General features: G+C 67.3%; 14 protein-coding genes. 7 read left to right on the top strand and 7 right to left on the bottom strand.

What is annotated here, in order from left to right; all coding sequences use genetic code 11:
* Positions 1–76: 76 nt before the first annotated feature.
* Positions 77–1531 (bottom strand): AMP nucleosidase, encoded by a 1455-nt coding sequence (locus tag WAL33_RS10205; RefSeq protein WP_422181013.1) that lies wholly within the window; start codon positions 1529–1531, stop codon positions 77–79.
* 204 nt (positions 1532–1735) lie between these two features.
* On the opposite strand from WAL33_RS10205, the gene WAL33_RS10200 reads away from it, so the two are divergent.
* Positions 1736–2995 carry a dicarboxylate/amino acid:cation symporter gene (locus WAL33_RS10200; protein ID WP_422181011.1) on the top strand — a complete coding sequence of 420 codons (1260 nt, stop codon included), beginning with the start codon at positions 1736–1738 and terminating at the stop codon, positions 2993–2995.
* Positions 2996–3075: 80 nt separating this feature from the next.
* Entirely contained in the window at positions 3076–3495 is a 420-nt protein-coding gene (locus WAL33_RS10195; RefSeq protein WP_422181009.1) for a DUF6491 family protein, read from the top strand.
* 159 nt (positions 3496–3654) lie between these two features.
* On the opposite strand, the gene WAL33_RS10190 is transcribed toward WAL33_RS10195, so the two are convergent.
* Together WAL33_RS10190 and WAL33_RS10185 are read right to left on the bottom strand one after the other, a co-directional pair.
* Positions 3655–4539 (bottom strand): 2-dehydropantoate 2-reductase, encoded by an 885-nt coding sequence (locus tag WAL33_RS10190; protein ID WP_422181017.1) that lies wholly within the window; start codon positions 4537–4539, stop codon positions 3655–3657.
* Positions 4540–4643: 104 nt separating this feature from the next.
* Complete coding sequence (locus WAL33_RS10185) at positions 4644–5684, bottom strand: ribonucleotide-diphosphate reductase subunit beta (RefSeq protein WP_422181007.1); 1041 nt, start codon at positions 5682–5684, stop codon at positions 4644–4646.
* Positions 5685–5821: 137 nt separating this feature from the next.
* On the opposite strand from WAL33_RS10185, the gene WAL33_RS10180 reads away from it, so the two are divergent.
* The 5 genes from WAL33_RS10180 (at position 5822) to WAL33_RS10160 (ending at position 10327) form a co-directional block, all read left to right on the top strand.
* On the top strand, positions 5822–6493 hold the full coding sequence (locus tag WAL33_RS10180) for a glutathione S-transferase family protein (RefSeq protein WP_422181015.1): 672 nt from the start codon (positions 5822–5824) through the stop codon (positions 6491–6493).
* A 194-nt stretch (positions 6494–6687) separates the two neighbouring features.
* On the top strand, positions 6688–7458 hold the full coding sequence (locus WAL33_RS10175) for a sulfite exporter TauE/SafE family protein (RefSeq protein WP_422181005.1): 771 nt from the start codon (positions 6688–6690) through the stop codon (positions 7456–7458).
* A 77-nt stretch (positions 7459–7535) separates the two neighbouring features.
* The gene (gene plsY / locus WAL33_RS10170) at positions 7536–8171 is read left to right on the top strand and encodes a glycerol-3-phosphate 1-O-acyltransferase PlsY (protein ID WP_422181003.1); all 636 of its coding nucleotides are present in this window, start codon (positions 7536–7538) and stop codon (positions 8169–8171) included.
* A 115-nt stretch (positions 8172–8286) separates the two neighbouring features.
* Complete coding sequence (trhA, locus tag WAL33_RS10165) at positions 8287–9000, top strand: PAQR family membrane homeostasis protein TrhA (protein ID WP_422181001.1); 714 nt, start codon at positions 8287–8289, stop codon at positions 8998–9000.
* Between the two features lie 22 nt (positions 9001–9022).
* Entirely contained in the window at positions 9023–10327 is a 1305-nt protein-coding gene (locus WAL33_RS10160; protein WP_422180999.1) for a patatin-like phospholipase family protein, read from the top strand.
* On the opposite strand, the gene WAL33_RS10155 is transcribed toward WAL33_RS10160, so the two are convergent.
* From WAL33_RS10155 to WAL33_RS10140, 4 genes are all read right to left on the bottom strand, one after another.
* Positions 10317–10649: a hypothetical protein gene (locus tag WAL33_RS10155; RefSeq protein ID WP_422180997.1), complete on the bottom strand. Its 333-nt coding sequence runs from the start codon at positions 10647–10649 to the stop codon at positions 10317–10319. The genes WAL33_RS10160 and WAL33_RS10155 overlap by 11 nt on opposite strands.
* Before the next feature lie 108 nt (positions 10650–10757).
* Entirely contained in the window at positions 10758–11714 is a 957-nt protein-coding gene (locus tag WAL33_RS10150; protein ID WP_422180996.1) for a lipid A-modifier LpxR family protein, read from the bottom strand.
* Between the two features lie 237 nt (positions 11715–11951).
* On the bottom strand, positions 11952–13832 hold the full coding sequence (locus WAL33_RS10145) for a ribonucleoside-diphosphate reductase subunit alpha (RefSeq protein WP_422180994.1): 1881 nt from the start codon (positions 13830–13832) through the stop codon (positions 11952–11954).
* A gap of 468 nt (positions 13833–14300) precedes the next feature.
* Positions 14301–14679: OmpA family protein (locus WAL33_RS10140; protein WP_422180992.1), on the bottom strand; the 379-nt coding region annotated here is incomplete at its 5' end.

Here is a 14679-nt window from a genome sequence, read left to right as displayed (position 1 = left end):
GGGGGAGGATCTGATCGCGCTAGATGCTCCCCCTCTGGGGGAGCTGTCGCGGAGCGACTGAGGGGGTCTTCGTGGCCTACCTGAACGGCGGCTCGTCGAACGCCCGAAGCTTGCGCGAGTGCAGGTTGGCCCCCTCTTCCAGCAGCAGCTTGCAGGTCAGGATCCCGATCTGCAGGTGCTGGCTGATGGCCCGCTCATAGAAGGCGTTGGCCTGGCCGGGCAGCTTGATCTCGCCATGCAGCGGCTTGTCCGAGACGCACAGCAGCGTCCCGTACGGCACCCGGAAGCGATAGCCCTGGGCCGAGATGGTCGCGGACTCCATGTCGATGGCCACGGCCCGGCTCTGGTTGAAGCGCAGGGCCGAGAGGCTGTGGCGCAGTTCCCAGTTGCGGTCGTCGGTGGTGACCACCGTGCCCGTCCGCAAGCGCTTCTTGAGCTGATCGCCCGAGTCGCCGCTGATCATCTTGGCCGCGTCGTAGAGGGCTCGCTGGACCTCGGCGATCGACGGCACCGGGATCTCGGGGGGCAGGACGGCGTCCAGCACGTGGTCGTCGCGCAGATAGGCATGGGCCAGCACGTAGTCGCCGATGGTCTGGGTGTCGCGCAGGCCGCCGCAGTGGCCGATCATCAGCCAGGCCTGCGGGCGCAGCACGGCCAGGTGGTCGCAGATGGTCTTGGCGTTGGACGGGCCCACGCCGATATTGACCAGGGTGATCCCCGTGCCGCCGGGGGCCATCAGGTGGTAGGCCGGCATCTGGTGCTTGCGCCAGGTCGATTCCGCCACCGCCAGTTCAGGATTGGCGGTGTTGGCGGTGATCATCAGACCGCCCGAGCACGACAGGCCTTCATAGCGGCTGCCGTCCTGGCCCAGCTGCTCGATGCCCCAGCGCACGAACTCGTCGACATAGCGATGATAGTTGGTGAACAGGATGAACTGCTGGACGTGCTCGGCCGGGGCGCCGGTGTAGTGCCTCAGGCGGGCCAGCGAGAAGTCGGTGCGCAGGCCGTCGAACAGGGCCAGCGGGCGGGCCTCCTCCATCGCCGGGCTCCAGACCCCGTCGGCGATCTCGTCGCCGATGAAGGCCAGGTCCGTGGTCGGGAAGAAGCGGGCGATGTCCTCGGAGCGGACATCGGCCTGGTTCAGGTCGATGGTGGCGTCCAGCACGTAGGGATAGGGGATCTCCTGGCTGGAGCGGTCGATCTCGATCTCGACGTCGAAATCGTTCAGCAGCAGGGTCAGCTGCTCGACCAGGTAATCCTTGAACTGGTTGGGCTTGGTGATGGTGGTGGCGTAGACGCCGGGCCGGCTGACCCGGGCGTACGAGCGCGCCAGCTTGGGCGGCAGGGCCTCGGGATCATAGATCAGCCGCAGCTCGGGATAGGCGAACGTGCCGTCGAACCGCGCTTGCGGGTCGGGGCGGGCTCCGGTTTCGAGATAGACGCGAAGCGCGGTCCGCAGGGCGTCGACGGCGCGTTCGTATTCTACGTTGAGCTGCTCAACGACGGCGATTGCTTTTTCTTGGTTTGACATGGCGCCCTATATCAGCGTTCCGCCGGGTTTTCCAGCGTAAGGCCCAACGGTGGGCTCCAGGGCATGGACGAAGCCGATTTCGTCGGCCACAAGGGTCGTAACGACCGAGGCGACGGGCGCGCGAGCGGAAAGCTTGCCCCCCATCCTTTCGCTTAAGGTCGACTCGACCAATGCGTTCGGGCCTCGCGCTCGACGGGGGAATTCATGAATAGACGTTTCGCCTTCCTGATCATCGCCGCCATGGTCCTCGGGGTCCTGGTCGGCTGGGTCTGCAACCAGTACCTCGACCCCGCCCAGACCGCCGAGGCGGTCAAGTGGTTCAAGATGGGCACCGACCTGTTCCTGCGGCTGATCAAGATGATCATCGCCCCGCTGGTCCTCACCACCCTGGTGGCCGGCATCGCCCATATGGAGGACGCCGCCGCCGTGGGCCGGATCGGCGCCAAGACCATGGGCTGGTTCATCAGCGCTTCGGCCGTCTCTCTGCTGCTGGGCCTGCTGATGGTGCATCTGCTGCACCCGGGCTCGGGCCTGGTGCTGAACGAGGTCGTCGACGCCGCCGCCAAGGCTCCGGCCGCCTCGACCGAGACCTTCACCCTGCAGGGCTTCATCACCCACCTGGTGCCGGCCTCGATCTTCGAGGCCATGGCCAAGAACGAGATCCTGCAGATCGTTGTCTTCAGCCTGTTCGTCGGCACCGCCGTGGCCTCGCTGGACAACAAGGCCCCGCACATCCTGGAGCTGGCCGAGCAGGGCGCTCAGGTCATGCTCAAGGTCACCGGCTTCGTGATGAAGCTGGCCCCGCTGGCGATCTTCTGCGCCCTGGCCTCGACCATCGCCGACCAGGGCATCTCGATGCTGGTGGTCTACGGCAAGTTCGTTATGGGCTTCTACGCCACCATGGGCACGCTGTGGCTGCTGCTGTTCCTGGCCGCCTTCCTGGTGCTGGGCAAGCGGGCGATCCCGCTGTTCGGGGCCATCCGCGAGCCGGCCCTGCTGGCCTTCTCGACCGCCAGCTCGGAAGCCGCCTATCCGCGCATCCTGGACGTCCTGCCCAAGCTGGGCATCCGCCGCCGCATCGTCTCGTTCGTCCTGCCGCTGGGCTATTCGTTCAATCTCGACGGCTCGATGCTGTACTGCACCTTCGCCACGGTCTTCATCCTGCAGGCCCACGGCGTGCACCTGACGGTCCAGCAGCAGATCTTCATGCTGCTGCTGCTGATGGTGACCTCCAAGGGCATAGCCGGCGTGCCGCGCGCCTCGCTGGTGGTGATCATGGCCACCCTGACCTATTTCGGCCTGCCCGAGACCTGGATCGCCCTGGTGCTGGGCGTCGACCACCTGCTGGACATGGGCCGCAGCGCCACCAACGTGGTCGGCAATTCGGTGGCCGCCGCCGTGGTCGCCAAGTGGGAGGGCGAGCTGGACGATCCGGAGCCCGAGATCGAGCCGGCCAAGGCCTAGACCGCGCAAGCCTGGCCGATTGACTTCGGGGGGGAGAGGACCAATCTCTCCCCCGAGGGATGTTGGTTAGGAAAACCGCCATGAACGCCAAATCCATGATCCGGGCCGGCCTTGCGGCGACGGTCCTGCTGGCCGCCGCCGCTCCGGCCCTCGCCGACGCCGCCGCCCCCGACGCTCAAGCCAAGCCCCGCCCGGCGCGCCAATGCTTCTCCCTGTCAGACTGGGACGGCTGGAGCGCGCCCGATCGCGACACGCTCTACATGAAGGTGCGCAATCGCGACGTCTATCAGGTGGAGCTGTCGCACGGCACCAGCCAGCTGACCTCCCCCGGCGTGCACCTGGTGTCGATCCAGCGCGGCATCGACACGGTCTGCGGCCCGATCGACCTGGACCTGCGGGTCTCCGACGGCTTCGGCATCGCCATGCCGATCATGGCCAAGAGCATCACCAAGCTCACGGCCGAACAGGTCGCGGCGATCCCCAAGAAGGACCGGCCGTAGGGACTAGGCGGCCGACCGACGGTCGGCTTTCGAAAGCGAAAACCTCGTCCTTCGACAAGCTCAGGATGAGGTTTTCTACGGCCACGGCCTGTACATTGGTCCTCATCCTGAGCTCGTCGAAGGACAAGGACCCTGCACTGAGCTTGGGTGGCGATGAATTCAAGCCGCCGCCGCCTCCAGCAGCGCCACCACCATCGCATTGACCGGCGTGGCGATCCCATGCCGCGCGCCCAGGCGGACGATCACGCCGTTGCGGGCGTCCAGTTCCATGGGCCGGCCCGCCGCCCGGTCGGCGTGCAGGGAATTGACCCCGTCGGCCGGTCCCGACCGATAGCCGGCCACCACCGTCTCGGGCAGGTCGGACGGCAGGTCCGCCCCTTCGGCTCGGCCCACCGCCACGCACTCGGCCACGAGCGCCCGCATGATGTCGGCGATCGGCTCGCGCTGGGCCACGCCTGACGGCTTCAAGGTCAGGGCGTTGACCGCCCCGGCGCAGTTGAGGGCCAGCTTCTTCCAGGCGGCGGTCTTGAAGTCGTCCGTCGTGGAGACCTTGATCGGCGTATGGGCGAACAGGGCCGTGAAGGCCTGCCCCGCCGCGCCTTGCGGAACCAGGATCGTGCCGTCCCGCCGCTGGCGCACGCGGCCGGGGGCGCTGCGCTCGGCGGGAATGTCGACCACCGCCGGGGTGATCCGCGCCGCGTCGACATAGGGGGTGAAGCGCTCGACGTGCTCGACGCCGTTCTGCAGCACCGCCACGCGGGTGTCGGGTCCGACCAGCCGCGCCAGCCAGGCGCCGGTGGCGGCCGCGTCATAGGTCTTGGTGGTGATGATCGCCCAGTCCACGCCCCCCTTTTCGTCCGGGAAGGCCTGATCCGGCGCGGTCAGCACCCGCGGGGTCGCTGTCAGCGGCCCGCCCGGGGTCTCGACCTCCAGCCGGTCGAAGGCGGTGCGCGCGCAGACCTCGACCCTCAGGGCCGGATTCTGGGCCAGCCACGCGGCGATCACCCCGCCCACCGCGCCCGGTCCGATCACCGCTATCCGCATCGCCATTTTTCCCGACAAGAGGGGACTCCGGACAAAGAAACGCCGCCCCCTTGCGAGGGCGGCGACATGTTATCCCCGTCTTCCCTGCTTCTTTTAGCCTGCTTTTATTCTGCCGGCAGGGTGCTCTCAGAGCGCTTTTGCAGCATGTTGTCGAAGCTCGACCACACGCCCTCCGCGCCGTGCCATTGGCCCGTGGTGGCGGCCTTGGAATATTCCGTGGCCCGGGCCTCGAAGAAGTTGGCGTGCTCCACGCCCGACAGCAGCGACTGCAGCCAGGGCAGCGGGTTTTCCTTGATGCCGTAGACTTCCGGCAGGTGCAGCTGGCGCAGGCGCCAGTCGGCGATGAACCGGATGTACTGTTTGATGTCCTCGGGGGTCATGCCCTGGATCTCGCCGGCCTCGAAGGCCAGGTCGATGAAGGCGTCCTCCATGGTGACCACGGTCTTGCAGCAGTCGACGATGTCGGCGGCCACGCTCTTGGTCACCGCGCCGGTCTCGGCGTTGAAGGCGTGGTAGAGCTTGATGATGCCTTCGCAGTGCAGGCTCTCGTCGCGGATCGACCACGACACGACCTGGCCCATGCCCTTCATCTTGTTGAAGCGCGGGAAGTTCATCAGCATCGCGAACGAGGCGAACAGCTGCAGGCCTTCGGTGAAGCCGCCGAACATCGCCAGGGTGCGGCAGATGTCGGCATTGGTGTCGACGCCGAACTTCTGCATGAAGTCGTGCTTGTCGCGCATCTCCTGGTATTCCATGAACGCGCCGAATTCGCTTTCCGGCATGCCGATGGTCTCGAGGAGCAGCGCGTAGGCCGCGATATGGATGGTCTCCATATTGGCGAACGACGACAGCATCATCTTCACTTCGGTGGGTTTGAACACCCGGCCGTAGCGCTCCATGTAGTTGTCGGCGACCTCGATGTCGGCCTGGGTGAAGAAGCGGAAGATCTGCGTCAGCAGGTTCCGTTCCTTGTCATTGAGCTTGACGGCCCAGTCCTTGAGATCCTCGCCCAGCGGGATCTCTTCCGGCATCCAGTGGACCTGCTGCTGCTTCTTCCAGAACTCGTGGGCCCACGGATAACGGAACGGCTTGTAGGCGGCGGACGGAGTCAGGAGACCGGGCAGGGTGATAAGCTTGGCGGACATCGAGAACGGCTCCAAGGGCGGACGGACACGAATCGGACGGACGATTACAGTCTTTTGGTATCGGGCTCCCATGGCCGTATCTAGTGGCCAGATGGTCGCAGCACACAACATGTTGTGGGCGAATTGGGTAACGAATGATGAATCAAGCTTACACCATCTATGGCGCGCTTGGCTCGGGGTCTGTGCCTGTCGAGGCCGCTTTGACCCTTTTGAAGCAGCCCTACACCGTGATCGAGGCGCCGACCTGGGAGGGCGCGGCCCAGCAGGCCAAGGTGGCGGGGGTCAATCCGCTGAAACAGATCCCGGCCCTGGTCACGCCCGACGGCGAGACGATCACCGAGAGCGCCGCCATCCTGATCTGGCTGGCCGACCGGTTTCCGGAGGCGCGGCTGGCCCCGCCCGTGGACTCGCCCCTGCGCGCCCAGTTCCTGCGCTGGATGGTGTTCGTGCCGGCCTCGATCTACGCGCTGTTCTGGGTGCGGGACGATCCGTCACGGCTGGGCGGGCCCGATCCGGAGGTCCAGGCGCGGATCAAGGCGGCAACGGCTGAGCGCATCGCCGAGTGCTGGGGGATGATGGAGGGACAGCTTGATCCTGGCGGCTACCTGCTGGGCGAAGAGCTGACGGTGCTCGATCTGTACGTCGCCGTGGTCAGCCGGTGGGGACCTCGGCGCAAGCGGTTCTACGCGGTGGCGCCGAGGATGGGCGAGGTCGTTCGGCGGGTGGACGCCGATCCGAGGTTGGCGACGTTCTGGGCCGAGCGGTTTCCGTTCGTGGAGGGGTGGGAGAGCAAGGGAGCTGCTGGGTAGGGGCCCGCGCCCTTAGCGCCCTGCCGGTGAACACTTGCCCCCACCTGGCGGCTTCGCCGCCTGTCCGCCCCCATAGGGGGCGGAGCGCTCTTCCCCCTGTGGGGGAAGACGACCGCGAAGCGGTCCGTAGGGGGCAAGTGTTCGCCGCACCGCCCCCTTGGGAAACCGCCCACGATCCTGCTAACACCCCCACCATGCTGACCGACCCCCTCTTCTACGCCGTCGCCATTCCCGCCGTGATCCTGCTGGGCCTGGCCAAGGGCGGGTTCGCCGGGATCGGGGTGGTGGCGGTGCCGATGATGGCCCTGGTCATCTCGCCGGTGCTGGCCGCGGCGATCACCCTGCCGATCCTGCTGACCCAGGACGTCGTCAGCGTCTGGTCGTTCCGCAAGACCTGGGACAAGGGCCTGCTGATCCTGATGCTGCCGGCCGCGGCGGTCGGGATCTTCCTGGGCTGGCTGCTGGCCGCCCGGGTGTCGGTGGCGGCGGTCGAGCTGTCGATCGGCCTGATCTCCATCGCCTTCTCGCTGCAGCGCCTGTGGGCCGAGCGGGCGGTCAAGGTCGCCCAGGCGATCGAGACCGGCCCGGCCAGGCCCTGGCTGGGGGCCCTGTGCGGGGCGGTCGCCGGCTTCACCAGCCAGGTGGCCCACGCCGGCGGCCCGCCGTTCCAGATCTATGTGCTGCCCCGCCGCCTGCCGCGCGACGTGTTCATCGGCACCAGCGCCATCTTCTTCGCGGTCGTCAACTGGATGAAGGTGCCGGCCTATGTCGCCCTGGGCCAGTTCACGCCCCAGGTGCTGACCACGGCGGCCGTGCTGCTGCCCCTGGCCCTGGCCTCGACCTGGGCCGGGGTGTGGCTGGTGCGCCGCGTGCCCGCCGAGGGCTTCTACAAGGTCATCTACGTCCTGCTGATCGCGGTCGGGACCAAGCTGGCCTGGGACGGCGCGCACGGTCTGCTGGGCTAGGGGCGGTCGCGATCAAAAGCCTGGATGTGACCGATCGAACCATGGTCCCCTGAAGCCTGCACATTGAGGCGAGGCCCATGGTTTTCTGGATCGCGAACCTCGCCGGATTGGCGGTCGCCTATCTCCTCGGCTCCCTGCCCACGGCCTATCTGGCGGGGAAATGGCTGAAGGGCGTCGATATACGGGAGCATGGCTCCAAGTCCGTCGGGGCGACCAACGCCCTTCGAACCCTGGGGAAATGGCCCGCCCTGGTCGTGCTCGTGGTGGACGTGCTCAAGGGCGTGGCGGCGCCGGCTTTCCTCCGCTGGCTCTACACGACGCCGGTCGTCGCGCCGCAGGCGCTCGATCCGCAAGCCTGGACGCCTTGGGCCGTCGCCTCGGCCGGCCTTGTCGTGTTGCTGGGGCACAGCCGCTCGATCTGGCTGAACTTCACCGGAGGAAAATCGGCCGCGACGGGGCTGGGCGTGCTGCTGGCGATATCCTGGCCCGTCGGCCTGGGCGCCGCGACGGTCTTCGGTGTCGCCCTGGCGATTTCCCGAACCGTTTCCCTCAGTTCGATGCTCGCGGCCCTGGTCGCGATCATGCTCATCGGCGCCCTGGAGCACCCCTTGCCCTATCGATTGCTGGTGATCGCGGGCGGCGTCTACGTCATCGCGCGCCATCGCGCCAACATCGGGCGGCTGCTGGCCGGGACCGAACCCCGCATCGGCTAGGACGTCGCGGCGGCCGCCTCGTGTCGTCTTTTCACCCTTGTGGGCCCCGCGGCCCTATCCCAGCCACGATGATCGGCGTTTATATGTCACCGATTGAGCGTACAGTGGGTGGGCCATGACAGAGACCACAAGCATCGTTGCGACAGCGGCCCCCGCGCAGGTTCCCGCGACCGTTCCAGCCACGCACTATCCGACGGCCGGCGCCAAGTGCGCCGACCTCGTGGTGCACCTGGCCGGCCTGGCCTGCGCCCTGCTGGGCGGCGGCATCCTGCTGGGCCTGGCCTTCGGCCTGGGCTCGCTGAGCCAGGTGGCGGCCATCGGCGTCTATACGGTGGGCCTGATCACCATGCTGTCGCTGTCGACCGCCTACAACTTCTCCAAGGCCCGCTGGCGGCCGCTGCTGCGCCGCTTCGACCACGCCGGCATCTTCATCATGATCGCGGCGTCCTACACGCCCTTCACCACCCAGAACCTGCACGGCTGGTGGGCGATCGGCATGACCACGGCCGTCTGGACCGTGGCCGGGGTCGGGGTGCTGGCCAAGCTGTTGCTGCCGGGGTTGGACAAGCGCTTCTGGGTCGGGCTGTACCTGGCCCTGGGCTGGCTGGTCCTGGTGGCCGTCAAGCCGATGATCGACGGCATGGGCTGGGTGGCCCTGATGCTTTTGGCCATCGGCGGCGTGATCTATTCCACGGGTACGGTGTTCTACCTGATGAAGCGGCTGAAGTTCCGGCGGGCGATCTGGCACGGTCACGTGATCGGCGGCGCCGGCCTGCACTACGCCGCGGTGCTGGTCGGGGTGGTCCTGACCTCGAGCGGTCACCCCTGACCTGGCGTAAGTTGAGCTGGCCTTGAACACCCCGTCGGACCCCAAAAAGACCGTCCAGACCTTCTTCCGGGATCGGGCGGCCAACGGACAGCGCGGCAAGCGCCTGCCGGCTCCGCTGACCCAGCACGAAAGCCAGATCGAGGCGGTCGGCTTTCCGGGCGTGCGGCTCAGCGTCGACGAGGCCGACGAGGCCCTGCGCAACGTCGCCGACCGCCTGGCCCCGCTGCGGCCGCTGCTGGGCGGGAGCGATTTCAACATCCTGGCCCTGTCGGGCGGGGCGGCGGGCGGGGCCTTCGGGGCCGGCGCCCTGGTCGGCCTGACCAAGGCCGGGACCCGTCCGAACTTCGCCATCGTCACCGGCGTCAGCACCGGCGCCCTGATCGCGCCCCTGGCCTTCCTCGGCCCGGAATGGGACGACCGGCTGACCGACGCCTATGTCGGCGGCCACGCGGCCGAGCTGATGAGCCTCAGGCGCCTGGGGCCGACCCTGGGCCCCAGCCTGTTCCGCGGCGACTCCCTGGACGGCCTGGTCGCCCCGTTCTTCGATCTGGAGGTGATCCAGGCCGTGGCTCGCGAGCACGCCCGCGGCCGCCGCCTGCTGATCGCCACCACCAATCTGGACAGCCAGAAGGCGACGATCTGGGACATGGGGGCGATCGCCACCCGCGGCGGCGAGGCGGCCGTGAAACTGTTCCGCGACGTGCTGGTGGCCTCGGCCACCCTGCCCGGCCTGTTCCCGCCCAAGCTGATCGACGTCGAGGCTCCGGACGGCAACGGCGGAATGAAGCGCTATCAGGAAATGCACGCCGACGGCGGCATCGCCGCGCCGCTGTTCCTGATGCCCGACGCCCTGCTGCGCTGGCGCGAGCTGGGCCAGCGCATGCGGCGCGGCCGGGTCTATGTGATCTTCAACACCGTGCTGGACCCCTCGCCCCGCACCACCCCGCCGGGCGTGACCTCGATCATGGGCCGCGCCTTCGAGACCATGCTGCGGTTCTCGTACCGCCAGGCGCTGAGCGTCGCGGCCGGCTTCTGCGCCCGCCACAACCTGCCGCTCTGGTCGGCCTCGATCCCCAACAGCTTCGAGAACTTCAACATGATGAAGTTCGAGACCGCGCTGATGAGGCGGACCTTCGACGACGCCGAGGCCCTGGCGATCAGGGGCCAGCTGTGGTCCAGCGCCCTCCCGACGCCCGAACCCTTGTGGCGCGGCCTGTTCAAGCGCGCCCCGACAGCGCGGGCGCGCACGGTCAAGGATCCCATCCTGGCCTCGACGAGCGGCCTGGCGCTCGACAAGGGTCCCGACCTGGAAGAGCCTATTTCTTGAGGTAGCGCGCGCGCAGCTTGTCGACGTTCGGCGGGTCGGCGCGGAAGTCCGAGGCCAGGCCCAGGCGGGCGTTGCAGGACGGGCAGCGCACCGAGTCCTCATCGGCCAGTTCGGTCGGCGGGTCGAAGCGCGTGCCGCAGGGCTTGCACTTGAAATCGCCGGTGGCCGGGGGCGTCGGCGGCGGCTCGGGCGCGGTGATCACCACGCGTTTGCGTCCGGCCGGCCGCTGGATGCGCTCCAACGGCGGCGGACCGCCCGGCGCGGCGACGCCGCTCTTCAGGCTGAGGATCTTGCGGGGGCGAGGGGGCTCGCTGTCGCTCATGACGCTTGGTGGCTCGGATGAGGGCCCGGGTGCAGGCGGTACGGGCGCTAGCTGCATGATCTGAGCCCGAAACTCAAGCGCCGAGCACATCGAGCCGGCGCGGACACCCTACCAGTGCGGCCTCAGGCTGAACGACAAGGCCAGCATTTCGTCCTTCTGAGTGGCCATGCCCATGATCTGGTCCTTGGCCCTGATCTTCCGGTGCACGTAGCCGAACGAAGCCTGCATCGGCCCCTTGCGCCAGGCCACGCCGGCCTGACCGTCGCCGACCAGCTTGCTGCTGGCGTCGGAGGTGACGCCGGCCCCGCTCCAGTCGCCCTCGCCGCTGCGCAGCATGTTCAGGCCCACGGCCTGGCCGCTGGCGGCGGCGAACAGGTACCAGCGCCCGCGCTGACCAAATTGGCGGCCATCCTGGACGCCCAGCGAGTCGACGACCTGGTCGCCCATCTTCTTGCCGAAACGCACCGTGGCGCCCGCCTCGGCCGAACCCCCCGCCCCGCCGAAGCCCAGGCCGGCGTGCGGGGTGACGTCCAGCGCATACTTGCCCGCGCCCACCGACACGGCCGCCGGCCAGCCGCGGGTCACGGCGACATCGACGGCGCGATCTTCGAAACTGTCCTCGTCGGGCCGGACCAGGGCCAGGGGCCGGGTCTGGCCGAGCGGCGAGACGCTGGCCACCGATACGCGGACCGAATCCACGGCATGCGCGCCTTCGCCGACCACGACGGCGCTGGAGCGGTAGTTGACCGCGCCGCGGCCCTCGTAATAGCGGTTGGCGTCCAGCAGAGCCGCGTCGCCGTAAGCGCCGGCCGGCGAAAGGACGAAACTGGGGTCGCTGGCGCGCTCGGACCGCGCGGCGGGCGCCTCGGCGAAACCGACGGACACGTTGGCGGGGCGCACGTTGTGGACGTCCAGATCGACCGGCGTCCCGGCGCGCGCATCGGCGGCGCGCATGTCGACGACAAAGTTGGCCGGGACTTTACGGGCGGCGGCGGACGCTCCATCCGCGATGTTGGAAGACTTGGCGGAACCCGTCGGCTGGGCTTGCGCCGTGGCGATCGCCAAGACGCTAAGACCCACCCCTGTAACGAATACCGTGCAAGCACGCATTTCGGTCCCCACAACCCTTCCCCATCAGGAGCGTACCCGGAATTCGGTTCGCGTCCATGGGACAAAACCCCACGTCATCAACATTTCTCATGGGGTATGGTTCCCAATATGCAAACGGCGCCGCGGAAGCCCGCGACGCCGTTTATTTTCAGGAATTCTTAAGGTTTTGGAGCCCGCGATTACTGGCCCGACTTATTGGCAGGCCAAGCATTCCTCGTAATCGGTCTTGGACGGCGCATCGAAGCCGTTGGCGGGTCCCGCCACCGCGACGTCGGAACCGGCGTAGGACGCCCGTTGCACCGACTTGGAGCGCAGGTAGTACAGCGATTTGACGCCGCGCTCCCAGGCCTGCCAGTGCAGCATGTGCAGGTCCCACTTATCGACGTCGCCCGGCAGGAAGATGTTCACCGACTGGCTCTGGCAGACTTCCGGGGTGCGGTCGGCGGCCAGTTCGACCACCCAGCGCTGATCCAGCTCGAACGCGGTCTTGTAGACGTCCTTGTCGTCCTGGCCGAGGAAGTCCAGGTGCTGGACCGAACCCTCGTTCTCCAGGATCGAACCCCAGACGGCGTCGGTGTTCTGCCCCTTCTCCTCGAGAAGCTTCTCCAGGTAGGGGTTCTTGACCGCGAACGAGCCCGACAGGGTCTTGTGGGTGTAGATGTTGGCCGGGATCGGCTCGATGCCGGCGCTGGTGCCGCCGCAGATGATCGAGATCGACGCGGTCGGGGCGATGGCCAGCTTGTGCGAGAAGCGCTCCATCGAACCGCGGTCGGCGGCGTCGGGGCACGGGCCCTTTTCCTGACCGATGGTGATCGAGGCCTTGTCGGCTTCGCGGCGCAGGTGCTTGAACATCCGCATGTTCCAGCTCTTGGCCAGGGCGCTCTCGAACGGCACGTTCTGGCTTTGCAGGAAGCTGTGGAAGCCCATCAGGCCCAGGCCCACCGAGCGCTCGCGCATGGCGGCGTAGGCGGCGGTGGCGGCGGCGTCCGGGGCGCGGTCGATGAAGTCCTGCAGGACGTTGTCGAGGAAGCGCATGATGTCCTCGATGAACATCGGATGGTCGCGCCATTCCAGGAAGGTCTCGGCGTTGACCGACGACAGGCAGCAGACGGCCGTGCGGTCGTTGCCCAGGTGGTCGACGCCGGTGTGCAGCATGATCTCGCTGCACAGGTTCGATTGGCGAACCTTCAGCCCCAGCTCCTGCTGGTGCTTGGGCATGGCCCGGTTCACGGTGTCGGAGAAGATCAGATAGGGCTCGCCCGTCTGCAGGCGCAGTTCCAGGACCTTCTGCCACAGGGCGCGGGCGTCGACCTCGCGCAGGACTTCGTTGGTCTTGGGCGAGCGCAGGCCGAACTTATGGCCGTCGCGGACGGCGTGCATGAACTCGTCGGTGATCGAGATGCCGTGGTGCAGGTTCAGGGACTTGCGGTTGAAGTCGCCCGACGCCTTGCGGATTTCCAGGAACTCTTCGATTTCCGGGTGGTGGATGTCGAGGTAAACGGCCGCCGAACCGCGGCGCAAGGAGCCTTGGCTGATCGCCAGGGTCAGGCTGTCCATCACGCGGATGAAGGGGATGATGCCGCTGGTCTGGCCCTGGCCCTTGACCTTCTCGCCGATCGACCGGACGCCGCCCCAGTAGGTGCCGATGCCGCCGCCGTTGGCCGCCAGCCAGACGTTCTCGTTCCAGACGTTGAGGATGCCGTCCAGGCTGTCGGAAACCGAGTTCAGGAAGCAGCTGATCGGCAGGCCGCGCTCGGCGCCGCCGTTGCTCAGGACCGGGGTCGACGGCATGAACCACAGCTGGCTCATATAGTCGTAGACGCGCTGGGCGTGGTCGGCGTCGTCGGCGAAGGCCGTCGACACGCGGGCGAACATGTCCTGGTACGACTCGCCCGGAAGCAGATAGCGATCTTCCAGGGTGGTCTTGCCGAAATCGGTCAGCAGGGCGTCGCGCGAACGATCGACCTCGACCTTGCGCACCAGGGCCAGCTTGGGCCGTTCAGACTTCATGCCGCTGGTGCGGGCCTGAGGGAAAGCCGTCGCCTTCGCCGCTTCACTGCCGTTCATGATCAAAATCCATAATCAATCAGCGTGTTCCGGAAAAGGGAACGTCCCGTCCAGCCGCTACATCTTGTGGCCGAGGAGCCCCCTCAGCCCACATATGGGGCCACATTGGCTAATGACTCGTCAACGATGAGATGGACCTCGAGGGCGAGTTTTTTCTTAACAAACTGTGAACGAACAGCGGTGTGCGGGAAGATGCTGGGCATGATCAAAGGGTTGCATTGCCAAGGTAATCGCCGCCGCGGCGCGCTGTCGCAGGCCACAAAGAAGTGATCCGCTCGCGGACCGGATTGCGCCGAAACGCACTTGCCTGCGCCAGGCTCCAAGCCGGCGGGCGATCCGACGCCTACGGCGCCTCTTTCGCGCCAGGACGACCTTAGGAATCGGTCGCGGCGCCTCCCCCGCTTCGCGAGGGCGCAATAAGAAAAGGGCCCGGCGTTTCCGCCGGGCCCTCAACCTCAGTAACTGATCGCGATCTTAGAAGTTGATCGAGATCGTGGAACGGCGGTTCAGCGGTTCCTTCACACCGTCGCCGGTGGCGACGGCCGGGACGCTTTCGCCCTTCCAGTCAACAGCCAGGGTGTCGGCGGCGACACCGGCGCCGACCAGGGCGTCAGCCACGGCCTTCGCACGACGCTCCGACAGCGTGGCGTTGTACTTCGGCGAACCCGAGGTGTCGGTGTGACCGACAACCACCAGCTTGGTGGCGTGACCCGAGGTCGCGTAGTTCGCGGCTTCCGAAACCACCGACTGGGCTTCCGGCGTCAGGACGTACTGATCGAACGGGAAGTAGACGATGAACTCGCGAGCCTCATACGCCGGCGGAGGCGGCGGGGGAGGCGGCGGGGGCGGAGGC

Origin of the sequence: Caulobacter sp., from assembly GCF_049283275.1 — a bacterium.
Taxonomy (GTDB): Bacteria; Pseudomonadota; Alphaproteobacteria; order Caulobacterales; family Caulobacteraceae; genus Caulobacter.
This window is presented reverse-complemented; position numbering and strand designations above follow the sequence as displayed.

Excerpts from the sequence above, each read along its gene's own strand:
- WAL33_RS10185 (WP_422181007.1), bottom strand. The coding sequence starts at position 5,684 with ATGTCCGCCAAGCTTATCACCCTGCCCGGTCTCCTGACTCCGTCCGCC.
- WAL33_RS10190 (WP_422181017.1), bottom strand. The coding sequence starts at position 4,539 with ATGCGGATAGCGGTGATCGGACCGGGCGCGGTGGGCGGGGTGATCGCC.
- WAL33_RS10155 (WP_422180997.1), bottom strand. The coding sequence starts at position 10,649 with ATGAGCGACAGCGAGCCCCCTCGCCCCCGCAAGATCCTCAGCCTGAAG.
- WAL33_RS10195 (WP_422181009.1), top strand. The coding sequence starts at position 3,076 with ATGAACGCCAAATCCATGATCCGGGCCGGCCTTGCGGCGACGGTCCTG.
- plsY (WP_422181003.1), top strand. The coding sequence starts at position 7,536 with ATGGTTTTCTGGATCGCGAACCTCGCCGGATTGGCGGTCGCCTATCTC.
- WAL33_RS10205 (WP_422181013.1), bottom strand. The coding sequence starts at position 1,531 with ATGTCAAACCAAGAAAAAGCAATCGCCGTCGTTGAGCAGCTCAACGTA.
- trhA (WP_422181001.1), top strand. The coding sequence starts at position 8,287 with ATGACAGAGACCACAAGCATCGTTGCGACAGCGGCCCCCGCGCAGGTT.
- WAL33_RS10200 (WP_422181011.1), top strand. The coding sequence starts at position 1,736 with ATGAATAGACGTTTCGCCTTCCTGATCATCGCCGCCATGGTCCTCGGG.
- WAL33_RS10180 (WP_422181015.1), top strand. The coding sequence starts at position 5,822 with ATGAATCAAGCTTACACCATCTATGGCGCGCTTGGCTCGGGGTCTGTG.
- WAL33_RS10175 (WP_422181005.1), top strand. The coding sequence starts at position 6,688 with ATGCTGACCGACCCCCTCTTCTACGCCGTCGCCATTCCCGCCGTGATC.